The sequence below is a fragment of the Pseudomonas sp. B21-053 genome (assembly GCF_026016365.1).
Lineage (GTDB): Bacteria > Pseudomonadota > Gammaproteobacteria > Pseudomonadales > Pseudomonadaceae > Aquipseudomonas > Aquipseudomonas nunensis.
The window spans coordinates 986932-1010776 of sequence record NZ_CP087205.1 but is presented as its reverse complement, the minus strand read 5'-3'; the positions used below and the strand labels follow the sequence as shown (position 1 = coordinate 1010776).

The following is a 23845-nucleotide window of genomic DNA, read 5'->3' as shown; positions in this document are numbered from 1 at the left end:
GCACGACTCACGAGGTCGTCCTCTAATTCCAAAAATGACAACAAATCATGAGGCCACCATGCTTAAACACGCGGTCATTCCGTTTTTAGTCGGCGCCAGCTTATTAGCTGCCGCACCTTTCGCCCAAGCGGCGACTAACCTGGTGTTTTGCTCCGAAGGGAGCCCGGCCGGTTTTGATCCTGGTCAGTACACCACCGGAACCGACTTCGACGCCTCTGCAGAAACCATGTTCAACCGCTTGACTCAATTCGAGCGCGGCGGCACCGCTGTTATTCCAGGTTTGGCGACCAGCTGGGACATCTCCACCGATGGCCTGACGTACACCTTCCACCTGCGTGAAGGCGTCAAGTTCCACACCACCCCGTACTTCAAGCCTACTCGTGAGTTCAACGCCGACGACGTGCTGTTCACCTTTAATCGCATGATTAACAAGGATGATCCGTTCCGCAAAGCGTACCCGACTGAATTCCCGTACTTCACCGATATGGGGATGGATACCAACATCACCAAAATCGATAAAGTCGACGACAAAACCGTCAAGTTCACTCTGAAAGAAGTTGATGCCGCGTTCATCCAGAACATGGCCATGAGCTTCGCGTCCGTGCAATCCGCCGAGTACGCTGCCCAGCTGCTCAAGGAAGGCAAAGCCGCCGACATCAACCAGAAGCCGGTCGGCACTGGTCCGTTCGTGTTCAAGAGCTACCAGAAAGACTCCAACATCCGCTACACCGGGAACAAGGACTACTGGAAGCCTGACGACGTGAAGATCGACAACCTGATCTTCGCCATCACCACCGACCCGTCGGTACGTATTCAGAAGCTGAAAAAGAACGAGTGCCAAATCACTCTGTTCCCACGTCCGGCCGACCTGAAGGCGCTGCAAGAAGACAAGACACTGAAAGTGCCTAACCAGGCTGGTTTCAACCTGGGTTACATCGCCTACAACGTGATGGACAAGATCAAGGGCAGCGATCAGCCGAACCCGATGGCCCAACTGAAAGTGCGTCAAGCACTGGACATGGCCGTCAACAAGCAGCAGATCATCGACTCCGTTTACCAAGGTGCTGGTCAACTGGCCGTCAACGCCATGCCGCCAACCCAATGGTCCTACGACACCACCATCAAGGATGCGCCGTACAACCCTGAGAAAGCCAAAGAGCTGCTCAAGGAAGCGGGCATCAAGGAAGGTACCGAGATCAACCTGTGGGCCATGCCGGTTCAGCGTCCGTACAACCCGAACGCCAAACTGATGGCTGAAATGCTGCAGTCCGACTGGGCCAAGATCGGTATCAAGGCCAAGATCGTGACCTACGAGTGGGGCGAGTACATCAAGCGCTCCAAAGGCGGCGAAAACGGCGCGATGCTGATTGGCTGGAGCGGCGACAACGGTGACCCGGACAACTGGCTCAACGTGCTGTTCGGCTGCGACTCGCTGCAGGGCAACAACTTCTCCAAGTGGTGTGACAAGAAGTTCGACGGCATCGTAAAAGAAGCCAAGCGCACGACCGACCAGGGCAAGCGCACCGAACTGTACAAACAGGCGCAACACGTCCTCAAAGACGCTGTTCCGATGACACCTATCGCTCACTCGACGGTGTTCCAACCCATGCGCGACAACGTGCAGGACTTCAAGATCAGCCCATTCGGCTTGAACTCCTTCTACGGCGTCAGCGTCAGCAAATAAGATTTGGCAACGGCGGCGTATTTAACGTCGCCGTTGCTTTATCTGCCGGGAATGTAGGAATTCTCTGACAGCCAAAACCACTGCGGACTACCGCAGACGTTTAGGACGTGTCGGCTTTTCCTACGAGTTTTTCAGGCTTTTCCGCATTTACTGCCAGACCCACGGCCCATACCGTCGGGTTCTGACCAGTTTATGCGTGGGCCTTCGGTTTGCTGCGTGCATTGGTTTGAGATCAATGAAGCCTCCACGTCTCAGGACGGGACGGCGGCTCATTGTTAAACACTAAAAAAAGAGGGAGCGTTATGCGCCATACCTTGGTTTTATCCGCATTGCTGGGCACCGGCCTGTTGGCCGCCACTTCCATCAGCCAGGCCGCCAATAACAGCCTGGTCTTCTGCTCTGAAGGCAGCCCCGCCGGTTTCGACACGGCGCAGTACACCACTGCGACCGATAACGACGCCGCCGAGCCGCTATACAACCGGTTGGCAGAATTTGAAAAGGGCGCGACCAACGTCGTACCGGGCCTTGCAACGAGCTGGGATATTTCCGAAGACGGCCTCACGTACACCTTCCACCTGCGCGAAGGAGTGAAATTCCACACCACGCCCTACTTCACGCCGACCCGCGATTTCAATGCCGACGACGTGCTGTTCACGTTCAATCGCATGCTCGATCCGCAACAACCTTTTCGTAAGGCTTATCCAACCGAGTTCCCGTATTTCAACGGGATGAGCCTGAACAAGAACATCGCCAAGGTCGAAAAGACCGGGCCGCTGACCGTGGTCATGACGCTCAACAGCGTGGACGCCGCGTTCATCCAGAACATCGCCATGAGCTTCGCCGCCATTCTGTCCGCCGAATACGCCGACAAGCTGCTGGCCGAAGGCAAACCGAGCGAGATCAACCAGAAGCCGATCGGCACCGGGCCGTTCGTGTTCAAGAGCTACCAGAAAGATTCCAACATCCGCTACACCGGCAACAAGCAGTACTGGGACCCAAGCCGGGTCAAGCTCGACAACTTGATTTTCGCCATCAACACCGACGCTTCGGTGCGGGTGCAGAAGCTCAAGGCCAACGAATGCCAGATCACCCTGCATCCGCGCCCTGCCGATGTCACGGCACTGAAGAACGACCCGAAACTCAAGCTCATCGAGAAGCCTGGTTTCAACCTCGGCTACATCGCCTATAACGTGCGGCACAAACCGTTCGACCAGCTCGAAGTGCGTCAGGCGCTGGACATGGCGGTGAATAAACAAAGCATTCTCAACGCCGTGTATCAGGGCGCCGGGCAGTTGGCGGTCAACGCCATGCCGCCGACCCAATGGTCCTACGACACCAGCATCAAAGATGCCGCCTACAACCCGGAAAAAGCCAAGGAACTGCTCAAGGCTGCCGGCGTGAAGGAAGGCACCGAAATCACCCTCTGGGCCATGCCGGTCCAGCGCCCGTACAACCCCAACGCCAAATTGATGGCCGAAATGCTCCAGGCTGACTGGGCGAAAATCGGCCTCAAAGTGAAGATCGTCAGCTACGAATGGGGCGAGTACATCAAGCGCACCAAGAATGGCGAGCACGACATCAGCCTGATCGGCTGGACCGGTGACAACGGGGACCCGGACAACTGGCTGGGCACGCTTTACAGCTGCGACGCCATTGGCGGCAACAACTACTCCATGTGGTGTGATCCGGCTTACGACAAGCTGATCAAGCAGGCCAAGATCGTCACCGATCGTGACCAGCGCACCGTGCTTTACCAACAGGCGCAGCAATTGCTCAAGCAGCAAGTGCCGATCACGCCAGTCGCTCACTCGACGGTAAACCAGCCGTTAAGCGCCAAAATCGACGGGTTCAAGGTGAGCCCGTTTGGTCGCAACGTGTTCTCGGGTGTCAGCATAGAAAAATAACCGACTAGCCAGAAACGCTGAGGGCGGATTCCGTCCTCACGCAAGCGTATTGCCGTAATTCGCCGATCCGGCCTACAGCAAACGTTTGCGATGCTTCAAATGAGTTCTAACCAAATAGCCGGATCACCAAAAAAGACCGGCATTAAAAAAAAGAAAGAAAGGAGCTTCACCCATGAAACTGAGCAATACCGCGATCCTGGCCTTGGCCATCAGTAGCATCACCGCCACGGCGTACGCGGAAACCCAGAGCCAGGAATACACCCCGGTGACGGTCAATACCTCCAGCGCCCAAGCCGATGCGACCGGCTTCCTCGAAGGCTCCACCGTTAAAGGCACGACCCGTAACTGGTACGCCAACGAGCAACTGAAACGTGGCGGCACTTTCACCTACCGCAAGGACGGTGTAGCAACGCCGACTGATCGCCGGATCAACTGGGTGCAAGGCACCATCGTCAACTTCACCTCTGGCTTCACCCAGGGCACCGTGGGTGTCAGCACTGAAGTTGCAGCCTATAACGCCATCGCGCTGGATCGCGACCGCAAGGACCTGGCGTCCAACAACGGTGGCGCACCGGGCACCCGTCCAGGCGCCGGTAACAACCGTACCCTGACCAAAGAAGGCGGCGACGCTCAAGGTCAGTGGAGCAAAATCGGCCTGGCCAACGTCAAGTTCCGCGTATCGAACACCACCCTGACCGCGGGTCGCCAGAACTTCAGCACCCCGATCGTCGACACCATCGGCAACCGTCCGCTGCCGTCGAGCTTTGAAGGTGTGAGCATTCACAGCGAAGAGCTGAACAACCTGTCGTTCGACGCTGGCACCTTTGATCGCGTATCCCCGCGTACCGAAGAGAGCCTGTCGAAATTCCGCTCCGAGTACACCAACAACAACGCTGAAACCGACCACGTCAACATCGTCGGCCTGAACTACCAGCCGTTGAAAAGCCTGAAGACCAGCCTCTACGCTTCCCAGGTTGAAGACTTCTGGAACCAGTACTACTTCGGCGCTACCCACGAACTGGGTGACAGCCAGGTTCTGAGCCTGACCACCGGCCTGAACTACTACAAAACTGTCGATGCCGGCAAAAAAGAGATGGGCGAAATCGACAACGACACCTACTCCCTGTCGTTGGGCCTGACTCACCAGGCTCACAGCCTGACCTTCTCGTACCAGGAAGTTAACGGTAACGAGTACTTCGACTACCTGCACGAAACCAACGGCATCTACCTGGCCAACTCCCTGCTGTCCGACTTCAACGGCCCGAACGAAAAATCGTTCCAGATCGCTTACGGTCTGAACATGGCTGAATACGGCGTGCCAGGCCTGAAGTTCAACATCTACCAGGCTCGCGGCTGGGGCATCGACGGTACTCACTACACCGGCACCGCCTACGACGTACGCAACATGGACGGCGAACACCATTACGAATACGGCATCGGTACTTCGTACGCCGTACAGAGCGGCCCACTCAAGGCCACCACTGTTCGTGCGACCTACACCACTCACCGTGCCAGCGAAAACCAGGCTGACGGCAGCATCAACGAGTTCCGTCTCGTGACCACCGTTCCATTCAACATTCTGTAAAAAACACCAGCCAACGGCTGACTCATGACGAGTCGGCCGTTTGGCTTTTATCTGTTCAACCGATTGCAGAGGGTTCTTGATGAAAATGCTTCCCCTACGTGCGGCCATCGCTGCCGCGTTGCTGAGTGTCGCTGTTGGCGTCTCGGCGAAACCCCTGGTGGTCTGCACCGAAGCCAGTCCGGAAGGCTTCGATATGGTCCAGTACACGACTGCAGTCACAGCCGATGCGGTGGCCGAAACCATCTTCAATCGTCTGGCGGACTTCAAGCCCGGTACCACTGAAGTGATTCCGGCACTGGCCGACTCCTGGGACATCAGCGAGGACGGTCTGACCTACACGTTCCACCTGCGCAAAGGCGTCAAGTTCCACACCACCGATTACTTCAAGCCGACCCGCGACATGAACGCCGACGACGTGGTCTGGAGCTTCCAGCGCCAGCTGGACCCGAATCACCCGTGGCACAAACTGTCGAGCGTGGGCTTCCCGTACTTTGAAAGCATGGGCTTCAAGGAACTGCTCAAAAGCGTCGAGAAGATTGACGACAACACCGTCACGTTCACGCTGACCCGTCGCGAAGCACCGTTCCTGGCCGACATCGCCATGGCGTTTTCCTCGATCTACTCCGCCGAGTACGCCGACCAGTTGCTCAAGGCCAACAAGACCGGCGACCTGAACAACAAGCCAATCGGTACCGGCCCGTTCATCTTCCAGCGTTACGCCAAAGATGCTCAGGTGCGGTTCAAGGCCAACCCGGAGTATTTCCGTGGCAAGCCACCGGCTGAGGCGTTGATCCTGGCTATCGCTACCGACAACAACGTGCGCCTGCAAAAGCTCAAGGCCAACGAGTGCCAGATCGCGCTGTATCCGAAGCCGGATGACATCCCGAGCATCAAGAAAGACCCGAACCTGAAGGTCGATGAACTGAACGCGATGACTGTTTCGTACATCGCCATGAACACCACCCACAAGTACATGAGCGACGTTCGGGTGCGTAAAGCCATCGACATCGCCTTCGACAAAGCCGCCTACGTCAATGCGCTGTTCGGCAAAGGCAACGCGACCGTCGCGGTCAACCCGTACCCGGACACCCTGTTGGGCTACAACCACAAGCTGACCAATCCGCCTCGTGACCTGGACAAGGCTCGCGCCCTGCTCAAGGAAGCCGGCGTACCGGAAGGCACCACGTTTACTCTGTTCACCCGTAACGGCGGTGGCCCGACCAACCCTAACCCGATGCTCGGCGCGCAGATGATGCAGGCTGACCTGGCCAAGGTCGGGATCAAGATCGACATCCGCGTCATGGAATGGGGCGAAATGCTCAAGCGCGCCAAAAATGGCGAGCACGACATGGTTTCTGCCGGATGGGCGGGCGATAACGGCGACCCGGATAACTTCCTGACGCCTATGCTCAGTTGCGAGGCGGCCAAAAACGGCGAAAACTACGCGCGCTGGTGCAGCGAGAAATTCCAGACGCTGATCGACGAAGCCCGCGCTAAAGTGAACCCGGCCGAACGAGCAGCGCTCTATGAACAAGCCCAGGAGGTCTTTAACCAGGACCAACCCTGGATCAGCATGGCTCACACCCGTATGTTCACCGCAATGCGCAACAACGTAGAGGGCTACCACATTAGCCCCCTCACCACTAATAACTTCGCCACCACCCAGGTGAAGTAGATAAGAAAACTCCCGGCGTCCCTGACACCCGGGACGCCAGGCACGCCTAACCGGCTGATGAGGTAGCACACAAGATGTTTAGTTTTATTGCCCGCCGACTGGGGTTACTGATCCCCACGTTTTTCGGCATCACCCTGCTGACTTTCGCGTTGATTCGCATGATTCCGGGCGACCCCGTGGAAGTAATGATGGGCGAACGTCGGGTCGACCCCGAAATGCACGCTCAGGCAATGGAACGCCTAGGTCTGAACAAACCCCTGTATGCCCAATACCTGGATTACATCGGCAAGTTGGCCCACGGCGACCTTGGTGAATCCCTGCGTACCCGTGAAAGTGTCTGGACCGAGTTCAGCTCTCTATTCCCCGCGACCCTGGAACTGTCCATGGCCGCACTATTGTTCGCCGGCATCCTGGGCCTGTTGGCCGGGGTGATTGCGGCACTCAAGCGAGGATCCCTGTTCGACCATGGGGTGATGGGCATCTCCCTGGCGGGATATTCGATGCCGATCTTCTGGTGGGGCCTGATCCTGATCATGTTCTTCTCGGTGTCCCTGGGCTGGACCCCGGTGTCCGGGCGGATCGACCTGCTCTATGACATCGAGCCGCGCACCGGTTTCATGCTGATCGACACCTTGCTGGCCGATGACGTCGGCGCGTTCTTCGACGCCCTGCATCACCTGATCCTGCCGGCCATCGTGCTCGGCACCATCCCGCTGGCCGTTATTGCGCGGATGACCCGTTCTTCGATGCTCGAAGTGCTGCGTGAAGACTACATCCGTACTGCCCGTGCCAAAGGCCTGTCGCCAGCGCGCGTGGTGTTCGTGCACGGCCTGCGCAACGCGCTGATTCCGGTACTGACCGTGGTCGGCCTGCAAGTCGGCACGTTGCTGGCCGGTGCGGTCCTGACCGAAACCATCTTCTCCTGGCCCGGCATCGGCAAATGGCTGATCGAAGCCATTGGCGCACGGGACTATCCCGTGGTGCAAAACGGCATCCTGTTAATCGCCTGCCTGGTGATTCTGGTCAACTTCGTGGTGGACATCCTCTACGGCTTTGCCAACCCACGCATTCGTCACCAGCGCTGAGATCATCATGACCATGACCACTCCAATTCCAGCGGTAGCAGTCGATCAAAGCCTGCTGTACCCGTCTCCGTACAAAGAATTCTGGCAAGCATTCTCCAAGAACAAAGGCGCCGTCGCCGGCCTGCTGTTCATGCTGCTGGTGATTTTCTGCGCAATCTTCGCGCCGTGGGTTGCCCCGCATAACCCGAGCGAGCAATACCGTGACTTCCTGCTGACCCCGCCGTCCTGGCTGGAAGGCGGGCAGATCCAGTTCCTGCTCGGCACCGATGAACTGGGTCGCGACCTGTTGTCGCGCTTGATCAACGGTTCGCGCTTGTCCCTGCTGATCGGCTTGTCGTCGGTAGTGATGTCGCTGATTCCGGGCATCCTGTTGGGTCTGTTCGCCGGGTTCTTCCCGCGCGTGCTCGGCCCGACCATCATGCGCCTGATGGACATCATGCTGGCCCTGCCATCCCTGCTGCTGGCCGTGGCGATTGTCGCCATCCTCGGCCCTGGCCTGATCAACACCATCATCGCCATCGCCGTGGTTTCGTTGCCGTCCTATGTTCGTCTGACCCGCGCCGCGGTGATGGGTGAACTGAACCGCGACTACGTGACCGCCGCGCGCCTCGCCGGCGCCGGCCTGCCACGCCTGATGTTCGTCACCGTGCTGCCGAACTGCATGGCACCGTTGATCGTTCAAGCGACCTTGAGCTTCTCCTCGGCGATTCTCGATGCCGCCGCCCTGGGCTTCCTGGGCCTTGGCGTACAACCGCCAACCCCTGAGTGGGGCACCATGCTGGCTTCGGCTCGCGACTACATCGAACGCGCCTGGTGGGTGGTAAGTCTGCCTGGCTTGACCATTTTGCTCAGCGTGCTGGCAATCAACTTGATGGGCGACGGTCTGCGCGATGCGCTGGACCCGAAACTCAAGAACGCCGCCTGAGGAGATTCAAATGTCACTGTTAGAAATCAAGAATCTCAACGTTCGCTTTGGCGACAAGAACGCCGTCCCGGTGGTCGATGGCCTCGACATCACTGTGGATAAAGGCGAAGTCCTGGCCATCGTTGGCGAGTCGGGTTCCGGTAAATCCGTGACCATGATGGCGCTGATGGGCCTGATCGAGCATCCGGGGATCGTCACTGCCGACGCCCTGAATTTCGACGGCAAGAACATGCTCAAACTCAGCAGCCGTCAGCGTCGACAAATCGTCGGCAAAGACCTGGCCATGGTCTTCCAGGACCCGATGACCGCGCTGAACCCGAGCTACACCGTCGGTTTCCAGATCGAAGAAGTGCTGCGCCTGCACCTGAAAATGTCCGGCAAGCAAGCGCGCAAGCGTGCCATCGAACTGTTGGAAAAAGTTGAAATCCCGGGCGCCGCCAGCCGTATGGAGGCCTACCCGCATCAACTCTCCGGCGGTATGAGCCAACGCGTTGCGATCGCCATGGCGATTGCCGGTGAACCGAAACTGCTGATCGCCGACGAACCGACCACGGCCCTCGACGTGACCATCCAGGCCCAGATCATGGACCTGCTGCTGGCCTTGCAGAAAGAGCAGAACATGGGCCTGGTGCTGATCACTCACGACCTTGCGGTCGTGGCTGAAACCGCCCAGCGCGTGTGCGTGATGTACGCCGGTCAAGCGGTGGAAGTGGGTCAAGTGCCGCAACTGTTCGACATTCCGGCGCACCCGTACAGCGAAGCACTGCTCAAGGCGATTCCTGAACACAGCCTCGGCGCTACGCGTCTGGCCACGTTGCCGGGCATCGTTCCCGGTCGCTACGACCGTCCGCAGGGTTGCCTGCTGTCGCCGCGTTGCCCATACGTGCAGGACTCCTGCCGTCAGCAACGTCCTGGCCTTGACCCGAAAAGCAACAGCCTCGCCCGCTGCTTCTACCCGCTGAACCAGGAGGTGGCGTAATGGCCGTCGTACTTACCGCCCGCGACCTGACCCGTCACTACGAAGTGTCCCGTGGCCTGTTCAAGGGCCATGCGACCGTACGCGCCTTGAACGGTGTGTCGTTTGAACTGGAAGCCGGCAAAACCCTCGCTGTCGTTGGCGAATCGGGTTGCGGCAAATCCACCCTGGCCCGCGCCCTGACGCTGATCGAAGAGCCGTCCTCCGGTTCCTTGAAAATCGCCGGGCAAGAAGTCGCCGGCGCCGACAAGGCCCAGCGCAAGCAACTGCGCAAAGACGTGCAGATGGTGTTCCAGAGCCCGTACGCATCGTTGAACCCACGGCAGAAAGTCGGTGACCAGCTCGGCGAACCGCTGCTGATCAACACCAACCTGTCGGCGGCTGAACGTCGCGAGAAAGTCCAGGCGATGATGAAGCAGGTGGGCTTGCGTCCTGAGCACTACCAGCGTTATCCGCACATGTTCTCCGGCGGTCAGCGCCAGCGGATCGCCCTGGCTCGCGCCATGATGCTGCAACCGAAGGTGCTGGTGGCGGATGAACCGACCTCGGCGCTGGACGTGTCGATCCAGGCGCAGGTGCTGAACCTGTTCATGGATCTGCAGCAAGAGTTCAACACCGCCTACGTGTTCATCTCGCACAACCTGGCGGTGGTTCAACACGTCGCCGATGACGTGATGGTGATGTACCTTGGTCGCCCGGTGGAAATGGGCCCGAAGAACGACATCTACGAGCGCCCGCTGCACCCGTACACCCAGGCGTTGCTGTCGGCCACCCCGACCATTCACCCGGACCCGAACAAGCCGAAAATCAAGATTGTCGGCGAGTTGCCTAACCCGTTGAACCCGCCATCCGGCTGCGCTTTCCACAAGCGTTGCCCGTACGCCACCGAGCGTTGCAGCACTGAAGAGCCGGCCCTGCGCCTGCTCGACAGTCGACAGGTGGCTTGCCACTACGCCGAACAGTTTCTCGACGGCGCGGCATAAAAAAATGTGGGAGCGGGCTTGCTCGCGAAGAGGGAATATCAATCGACATCACTGCTGAATGACACACCGCTTTCGCGAGCAGGCTCGCTCCCACAGGGATTACAGCTTTACCGGTTAACCAAACCCCTTTTCCTGGACTGCGCATCAGTTCGGTAGAAGGGGTTTTCTTTTGTCTGCGATTTAGGTTTACGTCTGGCTGTCGCCTTCATCGTCGTCGCTGTCAGGTTCGTCCGTGGTCGAGTCGTCATCGTCGGCGCTACCGCCCTGCCCCTGATCACCGGCCTCCGATTCAGACTTGGCGATCATCATCCCCGTGTGCACCGCCTGCCCACTGGACGCCTGCTCGCCATGCTCCGGGCATTCGGCCCACGCCGCCGACATACCCACGGACAGCATCACCAAAACCTTAAGCAACAGCACAATGCGTTGAAAAATGCTCATAGCCGATTCCATCCTTTCTGAGATGCAGCATGGGTGCCTGACGGCGCATGACCCGATTGCCGTGGCGCTGACTGAAATCTAGTTCCGATCGGCAGGGTTCACCAGATAGGACGCTAACGAAGGGCGGGAATTGCCGTGAATGGGCAGATTGGTTTGGAATAAAGGTTATGCCCAAAATTTCTAACACTGATGCACCTTTGTGGGAGCGAGCTTGCTCGCGATGAGGCCATCAAGGCCGATATTGTTGTCGCATGATCAAACGCCATCGCGAGCAAGCTCGCTCCCACAGGGTTCGCTTCAATGGCCAAAAAATCGGGGCAATAAAAAACCCCGCAGCTTTCGCAACGGGGTTTTTGGTGTAGCCGGTCAGCGCTTAGTGATGTTCACGGGTCGCACGGAATTTCACGTCCGGCCAGCGCTCTTCCATCAACGCCAGGTTAACCCGGGTCGGCGCCAGGTAGGTCAGGTGGCCGCCGCCGTCGATGGCGAGGTTTTCCACTGCCTTGACCTTGAACTCTTCGAGCTTCTTCTTATCGTCGCAATCGATCCAGCGCGCGGAGTACACGGTGATCGGCTCGTAGGAGCACTCGACCTTGTATTCCTCTTTCAAGCGGCTGGCGACCACATCGAACTGCAGCACACCGACGGCGCCGAGGATGATGTCGTTGCTGCGCTCGGGGAAGAACACTTGGGTCGCGCCCTCTTCCGCCAATTGCTGCAAGCCTTGGCGCAGTTGCTTGGATTTCAGCGGATCACGCAGACGCACGCGGCGGAACAGTTCCGGGGCGAAGTGCGGAATGCCGGTAAACCCGAGCACTTCGCCTTCGGTGAAGGTGTCGCCGATCTGGATGGTGCCGTGGTTGTGCAGGCCGATGATGTCGCCGGCAAACGCTTCTTCCAGTTGCTCACGCTCGGAGGAGAAGAACGTCAGCGCATCGCCGATCCGCACGTCTTTGCCGGTGCGCACGTGGCGCATCTTCATGCCTTTTTCGTACTTGCCGGAGCAGATACGCATGAAGGCGATGCGGTCGCGGTGTTTCGGGTCCATGTTCGCCTGGATCTTGAACACGAAACCGGCGAATTTCTCTTCGACCGGCTCAACGGTGCGCTCGTTGGCGACACGGGCCAGCGGTTTCGGCGCCCAGTTGACCACGGCGTCGAGCACGTGATCGACACCGAAGTTACCCAAAGCAGTACCGAAGAACACCGGGGTCAGTTGGCCGTCGAGGAATTCCTGTTGATTGAATTCGTGACAGGCGCCCTGCACCAGTTCCAGTTGATCGACAAAACGGTCGTACTCGTCGCCCAAATGCGCGCGGGCTTCATCGGAGTCGAGCTTCTCGATGATTTTCACATCGGTGCGCTCGTGGCCGTGACCGGCGGTGTACACGATGATGTAGTCGTCGGCCAGGTGGTAAACGCCTTTGAAGTCGCGGTAGCAACCGATCGGCCAGGTGATCGGCGCAGCCTTGATCTTCAGGACCGCTTCGATTTCGTCGAGCAGTTCGATCGGGTCGCGGATGTCACGGTCGAGTTTGTTGATGAAGCTGACAATCGGCGTGTCACGCAGACGGCAGACGTCCATCAGCGCGATGGTCCGAGGCTCAACACCTTTACCGCCGTCGAGGACCATCAAGGCCGAGTCCACTGCCGTCAGGGTACGGTAGGTATCTTCGGAGAAGTCTTCGTGGCCCGGGGTGTCGAGCAGGTTGATCATGTGATCGCGATACGGGAACTGCATGACCGACGTGGTAATCGAGATACCACGCTGCTTTTCCATTTCCATCCAGTCGGAGGTGGCATGGCGGTCGGACTTGCGGGACTTCACCGTGCCCGCAATCGCAATCGCCTTGCCCATCAGCAAGAGCTTCTCGGTGATGGTGGTTTTACCGGCATCGGGGTGGGAAATAATGGCGAAAGTGCGGCGTTTCGCGACTTCGGCGGCCTGTTTGGTCATGGGAAATCGCCTGGCAGGTGATTCAAAAAAGGGCGGCGAGTATAGCCCAAAACGTTACCTCCGAACCACCGTTCGCCCTGTAGCAGCTGCCGAGCCTGCGAGGCTGCGTCCGGCGACGAAGTCGTCGTAAAACCAGACGCACGGTGTATCAGGCAGACCGCGACAGGTGACTTGACGACGACTTCGTCGCCGGACGCAGCCTCGCGGGCTCGACAGCTGCTACATCGGGTAATCGAGATCAAAGGTGGCTAAATGCTGTTAATTATGGAACCTTTTAAAAGGTGGAGGCGTCCACTCCCCTGTTACAGCTCTCGTAGCAGGGTTTGCAAAACCTGCAAGTTAGCCTGACGAGGCTGCGCTTATGGCTCGATCTCATGCGGTTGCATCAGCATGAAGAGCTGCTTCTCGCGAACGTTGATATCCCGGCAGCCAGTGATGGCATTGCCACACGGGACTGCGTTCGCCGACCAAGAAAAAAAGGAGTCCGCCTGTGGCTATTCGCTATGGCAAGGGGCTTATTGGAGGTGCGGTTGTCGTCGCACTCCTGGCCCTGCTGGTCCACTGGATTGGCATCAACACGATCGAACATTACCGCGACGATTTGTTGTTCTACCTGCAAGCTCACTTGATTCTCGTCCTTGTTTCCATGCTGGCCGCCCTCGTTGTGGGCATCCCTGCCGGTATCTTCCTCAGCCGCCCGACCATGGTGGGCCGCGCTGAACGCTTCATGCAGATCTTCAACATCGGCAACACCGTGCCGCCTCTCGCCGTACTGGCCATCGCCCTGGGGATTCTGGGCATCGGCAGCGGCCCCGCGATCTTCGCCCTGTTCCTCGCCTCGCTGTTGCCGATCGTGCGCAATACCTATGAAGGCCTGAAAAACGTCCAGGGTTCGCTGAAGGAAGCGGCGGTCGGTATCGGCATGACCCCGACGCAAGTGCTGTGGCGGGTCGAACTGCCGAACGCGGTACCGATCATCATCGGTGGCGTGCGCGTGGCCCTGGCGATCAACGTCGGTACTGCACCGCTGGCGTTCCTGATCGGTGCCAACAGCCTGGGCAGCCTGATTTTCCCTGGCATCGCCCTGAACAATCAGCCGCAACTGCTGCTCGGCGCGGCTTGTACCGCCCTGCTGGCCTTGCTGCTCGACGGTCTGGTGACACTCGCCAGTCGCCTCTGGCTCGAACGCGGCCTACGCCCGTCTTAAGCCTCGGCAAAGGAATAATCATGAAGAAATTAAGCTTTCTAATAGGCTGCGTTCTGCTGTTCTCGGGAATCGCTCAAGCCGCTGAAAAACCGGTTATCCGCATCGGCGCCCGGGTGTTCACCGAACAAACCCTGCTCGCCGAAATCACGTCCCAGTACCTGCGCACCAAGGGTTACGACACCCAGGTGACCGGCGGTCTGGGCAGCAACCTGGCCCGCAGCGCCCACGAAAGTGGTCAGCTGGATTTGATGTGGGAATACACCGGCGTGTCGCTGGTGGCTTACAACCACGTTACTGACAAGCTCGACAGCGCTCAGTCCTACGCCCGGGTGAAAGAACTCGACGCGAAAAAAGGCCTGGTCTGGCTCACGCCGTCGAAATTCAGCAACACCTACGCCCTGGCCCTGCCGGAAGCCACCGCGAAGGCTTATCCGCAGATCAACACCATCAGCGAGCTGAACACGGTGCTGCAGGCCGAGAAGAAAGATAACCACCTCGTCGCGCTGGACACCGAGTTCGCCAACCGTTCCGACGGTCTGGACGGCATGGTCGATCTCTACGGGATGAACCTGACCCGCAAGAACATCCGGCAGATGGATGCGGGCCTGGTCTACACCGCGCTGCGTAACGGCCAGGTGTTTGCCGGTCTGGTCTACACCACCGACGGTCGCTTGAACGCTTTCAAACTCAAGCTGCTCGAAGACGACAAGCATTACTTCCCGGACTACACCGCAGCCCCGGTCGTGCGTCAGGTTTACCTCGACGCCCATCCAAAGCTTGCCGAAGAACTCAAGCCACTGGCTGAACTGTTCGACGACGCGACCATGCGCCAGCTGAATGCGCGGGTCGATGTCGATCACGAAAGCCCTTCATCCGTTGCCGCAGATTTCCTGCGCCAGCATCCACTGAACTGAGGAGAAGACATGGAATTTCTGAACGCCTTTTCCCATCTCGATTGGCCGCTGGTGCTGCACCTGACCTTGCAGCACATCACCCTGGTCGGCATCGCGGTGACGCTGGCGATCCTTGTTGGCGTGCCGCTGGGCGTGCTGATGACGCGCTTCCCGACGCTCGCCGGCCCCTTGCAAGCCAGCGCCACGGTGCTGCTGACCGTGCCGTCGATTGCGCTGTTCGGCCTGCTGCTGCCGTTCTACTCCAAATTCGGCCAGGGCCTGGGCCCGATGCCGGCGATCACCGCAGTGTTTCTGTATTCGCTGCTGCCGATCATGCGTAACACCTACCTGGCGCTGACCGGCGTCGAACCCGGCATTCGCGAAGCCGCCCGCGGCATCGGCATGACCTTCGGCCAGCGCCTGCGCATGGTTGAACTGCCAATCGCCGTGCCGGTGATCCTCGCCGGCGTACGCACCGCCGTGGTCATGAACATTGGTGTCATGACCATCGCCGCGACCATCGGTGCCGGTGGCCTCGGTGTACTTATTCTCGCTTCAATCAGCCGCAGCGACATGTCGATGCTGATCGTCGGCGCCGTGCTGGTCAGTCTCCTGGCCATCTTCGCCGACCTGCTTCTGCAATGGCTGCAACGCACGCTGACTCCAAAAGGACTGCTCAAATGATCGAACTTCAAAACCTCAGCAAGACCTTCCAAAGCAACGGCAAAGATGTGAAAGCCGTGGACTCGGTAAGCCTGACCGTCAATGAAGGCGAAATCTGTGTGTTCCTCGGGCCATCGGGTTGCGGCAAAAGCACCACGCTGAAGATGATCAACCGCCTGATCAAGCCGACCTCCGGCAAGATCCTGATCAACGGCGAAGACACCACCGACCTCGACGCCGTGACCCTGCGCCGCAACATCGGTTATGTGATCCAGCAGATCGGTCTGTTCCCGAACATGACCATCGAAGAAAACATCACCATCGTTCCGCGCCTGCTCGGCTGGGACAAGCAGAAATGCCACGACCGCGCCCGCGAGTTGATGAGCATGATCAAGCTCGAGCCCAAGCAATACCTGAATCGCTACCCGCGTGAATTGTCCGGCGGCCAGCAGCAGCGGATCGGCGTGATTCGCGCACTGGCGGCGGATGCGCCACTGTTGTTGATGGATGAACCGTTCGGTGCAGTCGATCCGATCAACCGCGAGATGATCCAGAACGAGTTCTTCGAGATGCAGCGCGCGCTGAACAAGACCGTGATCATGGTCAGCCACGACATCGACGAAGCGATCAAGCTGGGTGACAAGATTGCAATCTTCCGCGCCGGCAAGCTGTTGCAGATCGATCACCCGGACACCCTGCTCGCGCACCCGGCGGACGACTTTGTCAGCAACTTCGTCGGCCAGGACAGCACGCTCAAGCGTCTGTTGCTGGTGAAAGCCGAAGACGCGGCGGACAACGCGCCGTCGGTAAGCCCGGAAACCCCGGTGGCCGAGGCCCTGGAGTTGATGGATGAACTCGACCGTCGTTACGTGGTGGTCACGGACGGTGAGAACAAGGCGCTCGGTTATGTACGCCGTCGCGACCTGCACCGTCAGACCGGCACTTGCGCGCAATACCTGCGCGAGTTCAACGCCACGGCGGCGTTCGACGAGCATTTGCGCATCCTGCTGTCGCGCATGTACGAGTTCAACCGCTCGTGGCTGCCGGTGATGGATGCCGAGCGGGTGTTCCTCGGTGAAGTGACCCAGGAATCGATTGCCGAGTACCTGAGCTCCGGCAAGTCCCGTGGCGGCAAGACCAGCATTGTTTCGCCAGCCGAGACTGCGTTGGCCTGATCTGACGCCTTCGCGGGCAAGCCTCGCTCCTACAGGTGCAGTGTCGTACGCAACATCACGGCATGCAGTAACCCTGTAGGAGCGAGGCTTGCCCGCGAATGGGCCAACTCGATTTATCTGAATCCCGCCAAAATCCCCTCATCCGGGGAACATCACACTGTCATGCAGGTCGGTTACATCAGTAGCTGTCAGGGACCGCACGACGGAAGCGTGCAAAAACGCGACATTTTTTGTTGATCTCAAGCCCCTCACGCCCTAAAGTTCGCGCCGAACGTCCATGCTGGAAACGATCCATCCGGCTCAAGTACTGACGACGAGACAGCAAGGCCAAGGGAAGCAGCATTTCCCATGGCCTTTTTGCTTTCGGCGACATGCCTTGGGAAGTAGGCGAACCAAAGTGGGGATACGGAGGACGTTCATTTGCGCCCATTGATTAATTTAGTTTGCCAGTAGGAGATCCCAGCATGTCGATCAACGTCGAAGACTATTACGCGCGCGAAACCTTCCAGAGATTGAAGGCCTTCGCCGACACCCAAGAAACCCCGTTCGTGGTGATCGACACCGCGATGATCAGCCAGGCCTATGACGACCTGCGCGCCGGTTTCGAATTCGCCAAAGTCTATTACGCAGTCAAGGCCAACCCGGCCGTTGAAATCATCGACCTGCTCAAAGAGAAAGGCTCGAGCTTCGACATCGCGTCGATCTATGAGCTGGACAAAGTGATGGACCGCGGCGTCAGCCCGGACCGCATCAGCTACGGCAACACCATCAAGAAATCCAAGGACATCCGCTACTTCTACGACAAGGGCGTGCGCCTGTTCTCCACCGACTCCGAAGCCGACCTGCGCAACATCGCCAAGGCTGCACCGGGTTCGAAAGTCTACGTGCGCATCCTCACCGAAGGCTCGACCACTGCCGATTGGCCTTTGTCGCGCAAATTCGGCTGCCAGACCGACATGGCCATGGACCTGCTGATCCTCGCCCGCGACCTGGGCCTGGTGCCTTACGGCATCTCGTTCCACGTCGGCTCGCAACAGCGCGACATCAGCGTCTGGGACGCAGCGATCGCCAAGGTCAAAGTGATCTTCGAGCGCCTGAAAGAAGAAGACGGCATCCACCTGAAGCTGATCAACATGGGCGGCGGCTTCCCGGCCAACTACATCACCCGCACCAACAGCCTGGAAACCTACGCTGAAGAAATCATCCGTTTCCTCAAGGAAGATTTCGGTGACGATCTGCCGGAAATTATCCTGGAACCGGGCCGTTCGTTGATCGCCAACGCCGGCATCCTGGTCAGCGAAGTGGTATTGGTCGCGCGCAAATCCCGCACTGCGGTAGAGCGCTGGGTGTACACGGATGTGGGCAAGTTCTCCGGCCTGATCGAAACCATGGACGAAGCCATCAAGTTCCCGATCTGGACCGAGAAGAAAGGCGAGATGGAAGAAGTCGTCATCGCCGGCCCGACTTGCGACAGCGCCGACATCATGTACGAAAACTACAAATACGGTTTGCCGCTGAACCTGGCCATTGGTGATCGTTTGTACTGGTTGTCCACCGGTGCCTACACCACCAGTTACAGCGCGGTTGAATTCAACGGCTTCCCGCCGCTGAAGTCGTTCTACGTGTAAACGCCGTACGCGAAACCTAAAAAGCCCATGACGTGTCATGGGCTTTTTTTTATTAGAACATCCTGGCCATTCGAACCAATTGTTCGGACATGTTACTGACCTCTTCAAGCGAACCAGTAACCAGCGGCAACGACGCCTTGGCACGTGACATTGTCTGATGCGCATGATGGGTTGCCAGCGCTCGCTTCGCCTCATCCAGCATGTAGACCCAGCGGTAGCAGAAGTCGCCGAGATTGCTCACAGCCACACTCGTGCGCCGGTGCAGCTCGAACAACCGCGAGATATGCGCTCGGGCAAACGCCAGTCGTTGTGCCTCTGAGTGCGACTGACCTGGATCGTAACCCATGTCCGGCAAACCGATCCGCCCCAAGGTGTAGTAGGCCTCAATCTTGGACATTGGCCCATCGGTACTTAGTGGCAGTGTCAACGACTCGATGAAACGAACAAAAATGCCATGGATCGCCCCGGCTAGATTCGTCAGGTGCGACTTGAAGGCTGACACTGCTTCCTGGCAACGCTCCAACCGGGCATAGAGTTCATGCAGGACATCGATGATGTCATTGCACGGGGCATTGCCCCAACCGACAGACTTCAAAACAGTGAACTGCCGGGGATCAATCACAGAAATCGGCAATCGACGATTCTGAGTCACGGAGACAATCGCCTGAAACTCCTGGAGAAATCCGCCGGTGTCGCTTAACACTTGGGCCGATAGTCTTCCCAGACTAGGCACTGCGACACCTATCTCTCGCCAGGATTGTGCGTTGGCGCGGGCGACCTGGATCAATGCCTGAGCATTTGGGCGAGGCAGCAGGATGTAGCCAGCCCGGGCGATGGAATCGGAGAAGCCGTTGATCTCGTCCAGCGTCTTGGGCAGCCCGTTCAAAAAATCGACGTATTGTTTCAAGGTGGCAAAGTTCTTTTCTGCCAATAAATAATCAAGCATCAGCCTTTCCTTAGCCTGACAAATCCTCCCTGCCAGTGGACAGACGCCCACAGGCAGGTCACCACCGCATCGGCTCAATCACCAACGGATGGCGACGGCAGTGGAAGAGTGAACGGGAACCTAGCGCTGTGGCAACGACACAGGCGCGAGGAAGGTGATGAACAGTGCCGCTTGCTCCTTGAACGCCGCACTGAGTGCGTCGTCATCGGCAAATTTCGACGCCGCCGTGGCCGCGAGAAACTTCTCGAAAGCTGAAACGGCGGCGCCGTATTCCACGGCGTACTCCTGCCGCAGATTTTCCGTGGAGTGGATAGCCCGAAGGTAAGTCACCTTGCCGATCGATGCCTGAGTGATAGCGTGTTCACGATCAATCTCATTGGCCAGGGTTTCGATTTTCCGCTGCAGCTTGTCGCTCTCGCGGAGCATGTCCACGAAGCGAATCGTGTTACCTGCATCGATCAGGGTTTTCTTCAGTTGATCGATTGCCATCATGACCAGTTTGATTTCGGGCGGTGCCAGGCCCAGTTCGGTGACTTTGCCGAGGGTCATTTCAATGTCCTTGCCCAGCGCTTCAATACCATTTTGTTCCAGAGTCTGGACCGCATCGACAATGACCTTGCGCTCCTGGCCGAGCGCCGCCAGCTTGGCTTGTAGTGCAACGATTTCAGCTTTGGCCAGGCGCTCCTCGCGCTCGAAATCAAGGATATAAGCCTGTGTCAGGCGGCGATCAAACGGATCGTTAATGTTGTTGAAGCATCGACGAACCTGCGCCGTCTGTTCAGTGATAGCACGGGTCGCGCTATTCAACAGATGCTGGCGCTCGGCCCGGATCTCTTCAATAACATCGCGGTCGGTTTCGCTGCGCAGCTCCTTTTCGTTGCGGGCAAGTCGGCGCAAGGTGTTTTCAAGCTCAAACCCACTCTCCAAGGCCGAACTCTGCAATTGATTCGCGCCTTGCCCCACGCTGATCACCATCCGATTGAAGCGGTCGAACAAGTCAGGCAGGTAACCGAGCTTGACCTGCCAGACGTGCGCTTGCGTGCGGGCATCGCGCATCTGCTCATGAGTGGACTTCAGCGCCGACAGATTCAACGGCGGATAGGCCGGGCTGAAGAGGCTGACCATTTTCATCGCGCGCGGTGCCAGCGAATAGTTGCGCTCATATTCTTCGTCAGCTTCTTTAAATACTTGGATGAGTGCGTCCGAATCCGTTTCAATCTGCTTCCACGGGTTAACCACTTCTTCGAATTCCGTCATGAAGATCCTCAGGCTCAAGGCATCATTGATTTGATTAACCGCAGCGGCCGAGTTTTTGACACACAGGTGCATGACATTCCACACATGCATAAGGTTTTGCGTGGCCACATCAGCGTCGATTGCAACGATCATCAATCTTTGCAGATCAAGCTTCACACGGGCCAGAGCGCCCAGCGTCTGATTCTTGCTGGCCAGCAGCTGAATATCCCGCTCTTGTTCGGTGTATAACCTTTCACGCGCCACACGAATATTTTCAGCTTCGACGCCCATGTAGATGGCCATTGCCAAACCCACAATGTTCATCCCCGCTGCTGCCTTCAACGCCTCCTGAACGGCCGCTTTATACTCAGTGTTTTTGATGTCGATTTCTTTCGAACGCTCATCAACAATCACTTTCAGTTGCTTGATATCTGCAGACAAGCTACTGCTGTCAATCAAACCAACTCTCAACTTGATATCGGGTAAAACATGTTCCCGCAGATCATAACCAAATAAGTCCAGATCTTTTTTTATGCCGGCAACAACCCTGAGATTGCTATCAATTTTTTCAAAGATCCGATTGAGGTAGTAACCCAGCGTACTGACGGTATCGGACTCAAGTTCAATCCCCGGAAACCTGTCCCCCCACTCCAGTTCCAGCGCCTTGAGTTGCGCGAGGTTTCTGACATTGTGTTTATCCAGTAAACCCGAGGCCCTGACTTCGCTATACACCTCTTTCATCGAGGCCCCGTAGGTGAGCATGCTAATGGCGAAATCCTTGAGCCCGCGGCCTGTCATCATGATCCGCTCGCGCAATGGCGACCAACGTCGGGCATGGTTGCGGGTGTTCTGGAAGGTGGTCAGGAAATCAGCAGGGCGCAGGCCGGAACCGCCGTCCTGGCCGGCGCCAAAGCGTAGATAATCTTCGACGTCTTTCAAATTATGAGGAAGTGCTAGTCCCGCCGACTCGTACTTTCGCAAATCAATGATCTGCTTCTTGGTGAGCAACAGTCCCGCATCACGAACGACACCATAGGAGTCCGAGGTGGAGGCATTGCTCAACTTCTTCGGCGCTTCGGCTGCAAAATCCATGATTTGCTGAGGTGTCGCATTCTTCAGGGCATCGCCCCACAAATTATTACCGGACATAATTATTCCTTTAATTAGTCAATATAAAACTCTGTCGCCATCGAAGTGGCCGGGCATGTAAAACGATCAACTCATTAAAAACCCGAGAACAACTAAAACACAAAAGAAGTTCGTACAAAAGCACAAACCCATACGAGATATGTATACAAAAATCCCGAATCATACATCCATGAATAAAGTGACAACTTGCTGCAAAACTGCAGGCCCGATTTAATTACAAACAATCGTCATTCGTTTAATAGCACTGCGCGCAACTCATACTCACGGGCCATTGATTGAATATCAACACTGGGTACTTTCGACAAGGTTCGAGCGCTGACCGTCAGAAAGGCTGAATGCCCTCCAAGCATTGCCTCGCGATACCAGAAGAGTGCCTCTTCAATTTGCGAGCGCTCTACCAAAACACTGGCATAACTGAATTGACCACGAAAATCCCCGCACTGGGCCGAACGGCGATACCAGTCAAACGCTGCCGAGAGATCGGCGGCGCAATGAAGACCCTCTTCCAGATAACGCCCCAGCAGGTTCATCGATTTCGCGTGGCCCACTTCAGCGGCACGACGATAAAGACCCAGCGCTTGCACCTGGTCCTCAACCACGCCACGACCGGTCGCCAGCAGATTGGCATAGTTGTACATCGCCCAATCCAGCCCTTTCTCGGCCGCCAGTCGATAATGCCCCGCCGCCACTGCTGCATCAGCGGCGCAACCCCAGCCATGCTCATGACAACGACCGAGCATGTTGCGCGCCATCAAGTGTCCGCCATTGGCGGCAATCCCGAACCAACGCACCGCCAGCGGCTGATCCTGCTCAATGCCCTGCCCATCCAGCAAAATCTGCCCGAGCAAGGCCTGGGCATCGAGTACGCCTTCGCGAGCAGCGATCAGAATCGCCTGGGCCGCCCGCGCCGGACTTTCCTCAAGCATGGCTTTGAGCCGGTCACCGTCGAGGACTTCCTCGCGGCGCAGTTGATAACTCATACCTCGACCCAGCGGCGCAGCAGGTTGTGATAAGTGCCGGTGAGGCGGATCAGCGACGGGTGATCGGGCATGTCCTGGGTCAGTTGCTGGATCGCGCCGTCCATCTCGAACAGCAAGGCGCGCTGGCTGTCTTCACGGACCAGGCTTTGGGTCCAGAAGAACGAGGCATAGCGCGTACCGCGAGTGACGGCGTTGACCTTGTGCAGGCTGCTGCCGGGGTACAGGACCATGTCGCCGGCGGGCAACTTGACCCGTTGGGTGCCGAAGGTGTCCTGGATTTCCAGCTCGCCGCCGTCGTAATCCTCCGGCTCGCTGAAGAACAGCGTCGCCGACAGGTCGGTGCGCACCCGCTCGATGCTGCCCTTGGGCTGGCGCACGGCGTTGTCGATGTGGAAGTCGAAACTGCCGCCCGCCGTGTAGCAGTTCAGCAACGGCGGAAAGACTTTGTGTGGTAACGCGGCTGACATGAACTGCGGATTTTTCCAAAGGCGTTCGAGCATCGCCGCGCCGACTTCCTTGGCCAACGGATGCCCTTCCGGCAGTTGCAGATTGTGCTTGGCCTTGGCCGACTGGAAGCCGGCGGTGATCTTGCCGTCGGCCCAATCCGCCTGTTCCAGGGCTTCGCGAATGCGCTGCACTTCTTCTTTCGCGAACACGCCGGGAATGTGCAGCAGCATGAGACGACACCTGGTGGTCAAAGGGGCGCCAATGGTATTGATTCTTATTGACTGTGTAAAACCCCACAGACGAACG

19 protein-coding genes are annotated in these 23845 nt (G+C 57.9%); 13 read left to right on the top strand and 6 right to left on the bottom strand.

The window, feature by feature from the left end; genetic code table 11:
• The first annotated feature begins 58 nt into the window (after positions 1-58).
• The 8 genes from LOY68_RS04520 to LOY68_RS04485 all read left to right on the top strand — a co-directional run bounded on the left by LOY68_RS04520 (position 59) and on the right by LOY68_RS04485 (position 10817).
• Entirely contained in the window at positions 59-1684 is a 1626-nt protein-coding gene (locus LOY68_RS04520) for an ABC transporter substrate-binding protein (protein WP_054049975.1), read from the top strand.
• 302 nt (positions 1685-1986) lie between these two features.
• Complete coding sequence (locus LOY68_RS04515; protein WP_054049977.1) at positions 1987-3588, top strand: ABC transporter substrate-binding protein; 1602 nt, start codon at positions 1987-1989, stop codon at positions 3586-3588.
• A 172-nt stretch (positions 3589-3760) separates the two neighbouring features.
• Positions 3761-5173, top strand: a complete 1413-nt coding sequence (locus LOY68_RS04510; protein ID WP_163908383.1) for an OprD family porin — start codon at positions 3761-3763, stop codon at positions 5171-5173.
• A gap of 79 nt (positions 5174-5252) precedes the next feature.
• Positions 5253-6848 (top strand): ABC transporter substrate-binding protein, encoded by a 1596-nt coding sequence (locus LOY68_RS04505; RefSeq protein WP_054049980.1) that lies wholly within the window; start codon positions 5253-5255, stop codon positions 6846-6848.
• Between the two features lie 74 nt (positions 6849-6922).
• Positions 6923-7933, top strand: coding sequence for an ABC transporter permease subunit (locus tag LOY68_RS04500; protein WP_054049982.1), 1011 nt, complete (start codon positions 6923-6925; stop codon positions 7931-7933).
• A gap of 13 nt (positions 7934-7946) precedes the next feature.
• On the top strand, positions 7947-8858 hold the full coding sequence (locus tag LOY68_RS04495) for an ABC transporter permease subunit (RefSeq protein WP_054050199.1): 912 nt from the start codon (positions 7947-7949) through the stop codon (positions 8856-8858).
• Positions 8859-8868: 10 nt separating this feature from the next.
• Positions 8869-9837: an ABC transporter ATP-binding protein gene (locus tag LOY68_RS04490; RefSeq protein WP_054049984.1), complete on the top strand. Its 969-nt coding sequence runs from the start codon at positions 8869-8871 to the stop codon at positions 9835-9837.
• The gene (locus LOY68_RS04485; RefSeq protein ID WP_222589761.1) at positions 9837-10817 is read left to right on the top strand and encodes a peptide ABC transporter ATP-binding protein; all 981 of its coding nucleotides are present in this window, start codon (positions 9837-9839) and stop codon (positions 10815-10817) included. The genes LOY68_RS04490 and LOY68_RS04485 overlap by 1 nt, the downstream gene beginning before the upstream one ends.
• Positions 10818-11003: 186 nt before the next feature.
• Here the strand turns inward: LOY68_RS04485 and LOY68_RS04480 are convergent, their stop codons facing one another.
• Positions 11004-11258, bottom strand: coding sequence for a hypothetical protein (locus LOY68_RS04480; protein ID WP_054049986.1), 255 nt, complete (start codon positions 11256-11258; stop codon positions 11004-11006).
• 373 nt (positions 11259-11631) lie between these two features.
• A complete protein-coding gene (locus LOY68_RS04475) occupies positions 11632-13215 on the bottom strand; it encodes a peptide chain release factor 3 (protein WP_054049990.1) in 1584 nt (527 codons plus the stop codon).
• A gap of 490 nt (positions 13216-13705) precedes the next feature.
• Between LOY68_RS04475 and LOY68_RS04470 the strand changes: the two genes are divergently transcribed.
• The 5 genes from LOY68_RS04470 to LOY68_RS04450 all read left to right on the top strand — a co-directional run bounded on the left by LOY68_RS04470 (position 13706) and on the right by LOY68_RS04450 (position 18781).
• Positions 13706-14422, top strand: coding sequence for an ABC transporter permease (locus tag LOY68_RS04470; RefSeq protein ID WP_054049992.1), 717 nt, complete (start codon positions 13706-13708; stop codon positions 14420-14422).
• Between the two features lie 20 nt (positions 14423-14442).
• The gene (locus tag LOY68_RS04465) at positions 14443-15336 is read left to right on the top strand and encodes a glycine betaine ABC transporter substrate-binding protein (protein WP_265043158.1); all 894 of its coding nucleotides are present in this window, start codon (positions 14443-14445) and stop codon (positions 15334-15336) included.
• A 9-nt stretch (positions 15337-15345) separates the two neighbouring features.
• A complete protein-coding gene (locus LOY68_RS04460; RefSeq protein WP_054049996.1) occupies positions 15346-15999 on the top strand; it encodes an ABC transporter permease in 654 nt (217 codons plus the stop codon).
• Positions 15996-17153, top strand: a complete 1158-nt coding sequence (locus tag LOY68_RS04455; RefSeq protein WP_010463440.1) for a betaine/proline/choline family ABC transporter ATP-binding protein — start codon at positions 15996-15998, stop codon at positions 17151-17153. The genes LOY68_RS04460 and LOY68_RS04455 overlap by 4 nt, the downstream gene beginning before the upstream one ends.
• A 464-nt stretch (positions 17154-17617) precedes the next feature.
• The gene (locus LOY68_RS04450) at positions 17618-18781 is read left to right on the top strand and encodes a type III PLP-dependent enzyme (protein WP_054049998.1); all 1164 of its coding nucleotides are present in this window, start codon (positions 17618-17620) and stop codon (positions 18779-18781) included.
• Positions 18782-18833: 52 nt separating this feature from the next.
• Here LOY68_RS04450 and LOY68_RS04445 read toward each other — a convergent pair whose 3' ends face one another.
• The 4 genes from LOY68_RS04445 to LOY68_RS04430 form a co-directional block, all read right to left on the bottom strand.
• A complete protein-coding gene (locus tag LOY68_RS04445) occupies positions 18834-19727 on the bottom strand; it encodes a hypothetical protein (protein ID WP_265043151.1) in 894 nt (297 codons plus the stop codon).
• Positions 19728-19847: 120 nt separating this feature from the next.
• Positions 19848-22112 carry an alpha-xenorhabdolysin family binary toxin subunit A gene (locus LOY68_RS04440; RefSeq protein WP_265043149.1) on the bottom strand — a complete coding sequence of 755 codons (2265 nt, stop codon included), beginning with the start codon at positions 22110-22112 and terminating at the stop codon, positions 19848-19850.
• Positions 22113-22339: 227 nt separating this feature from the next.
• Positions 22340-23092, bottom strand: coding sequence for a tetratricopeptide repeat protein (locus tag LOY68_RS04435; protein WP_265043147.1), 753 nt, complete (start codon positions 23090-23092; stop codon positions 22340-22342).
• On the bottom strand, positions 23089-23769 hold the full coding sequence (locus tag LOY68_RS04430; protein ID WP_054050003.1) for a Fe2+-dependent dioxygenase: 681 nt from the start codon (positions 23767-23769) through the stop codon (positions 23089-23091). The genes LOY68_RS04435 and LOY68_RS04430 overlap by 4 nt, the downstream gene beginning before the upstream one ends.
• Between the last annotated feature and the right edge of the window lie 76 nt (positions 23770-23845).

Coding starts and splice junctions, on each gene's coding strand:
- LOY68_RS04520 (WP_054049975.1), top strand. CDS start 59: ATGCTTAAACACGCGGTCATTCCGTTTTTAGTCGGCGCCAGCTTATTA.
- LOY68_RS04515 (WP_054049977.1), top strand. CDS start 1,987: ATGCGCCATACCTTGGTTTTATCCGCATTGCTGGGCACCGGCCTGTTG.
- LOY68_RS04510 (WP_163908383.1), top strand. CDS start 3,761: ATGAAACTGAGCAATACCGCGATCCTGGCCTTGGCCATCAGTAGCATC.
- LOY68_RS04505 (WP_054049980.1), top strand. CDS start 5,253: ATGAAAATGCTTCCCCTACGTGCGGCCATCGCTGCCGCGTTGCTGAGT.
- LOY68_RS04500 (WP_054049982.1), top strand. CDS start 6,923: ATGTTTAGTTTTATTGCCCGCCGACTGGGGTTACTGATCCCCACGTTT.
- LOY68_RS04495 (WP_054050199.1), top strand. CDS start 7,947: ATGACCACTCCAATTCCAGCGGTAGCAGTCGATCAAAGCCTGCTGTAC.
- LOY68_RS04490 (WP_054049984.1), top strand. CDS start 8,869: ATGTCACTGTTAGAAATCAAGAATCTCAACGTTCGCTTTGGCGACAAG.
- LOY68_RS04485 (WP_222589761.1), top strand. CDS start 9,837: ATGGCCGTCGTACTTACCGCCCGCGACCTGACCCGTCACTACGAAGTG.
- LOY68_RS04480 (WP_054049986.1), bottom strand. CDS start 11,258: ATGAGCATTTTTCAACGCATTGTGCTGTTGCTTAAGGTTTTGGTGATG.
- LOY68_RS04475 (WP_054049990.1), bottom strand. CDS start 13,215: ATGACCAAACAGGCCGCCGAAGTCGCGAAACGCCGCACTTTCGCCATT.
- LOY68_RS04465 (WP_265043158.1), top strand. CDS start 14,443: ATGAAGAAATTAAGCTTTCTAATAGGCTGCGTTCTGCTGTTCTCGGGA.
- LOY68_RS04460 (WP_054049996.1), top strand. CDS start 15,346: ATGGAATTTCTGAACGCCTTTTCCCATCTCGATTGGCCGCTGGTGCTG.
- LOY68_RS04455 (WP_010463440.1), top strand. CDS start 15,996: ATGATCGAACTTCAAAACCTCAGCAAGACCTTCCAAAGCAACGGCAAA.
- LOY68_RS04450 (WP_054049998.1), top strand. CDS start 17,618: ATGTCGATCAACGTCGAAGACTATTACGCGCGCGAAACCTTCCAGAGA.
- LOY68_RS04445 (WP_265043151.1), bottom strand. CDS start 19,727: ATGCTTGATTATTTATTGGCAGAAAAGAACTTTGCCACCTTGAAACAA.
- LOY68_RS04440 (WP_265043149.1), bottom strand. CDS start 22,112: ATGTCCGGTAATAATTTGTGGGGCGATGCCCTGAAGAATGCGACACCT.
- LOY68_RS04435 (WP_265043147.1), bottom strand. CDS start 23,092: ATGAGTTATCAACTGCGCCGCGAGGAAGTCCTCGACGGTGACCGGCTC.
- LOY68_RS04430 (WP_054050003.1), bottom strand. CDS start 23,769: ATGCTGCTGCACATTCCCGGCGTGTTCGCGAAAGAAGAAGTGCAGCGC.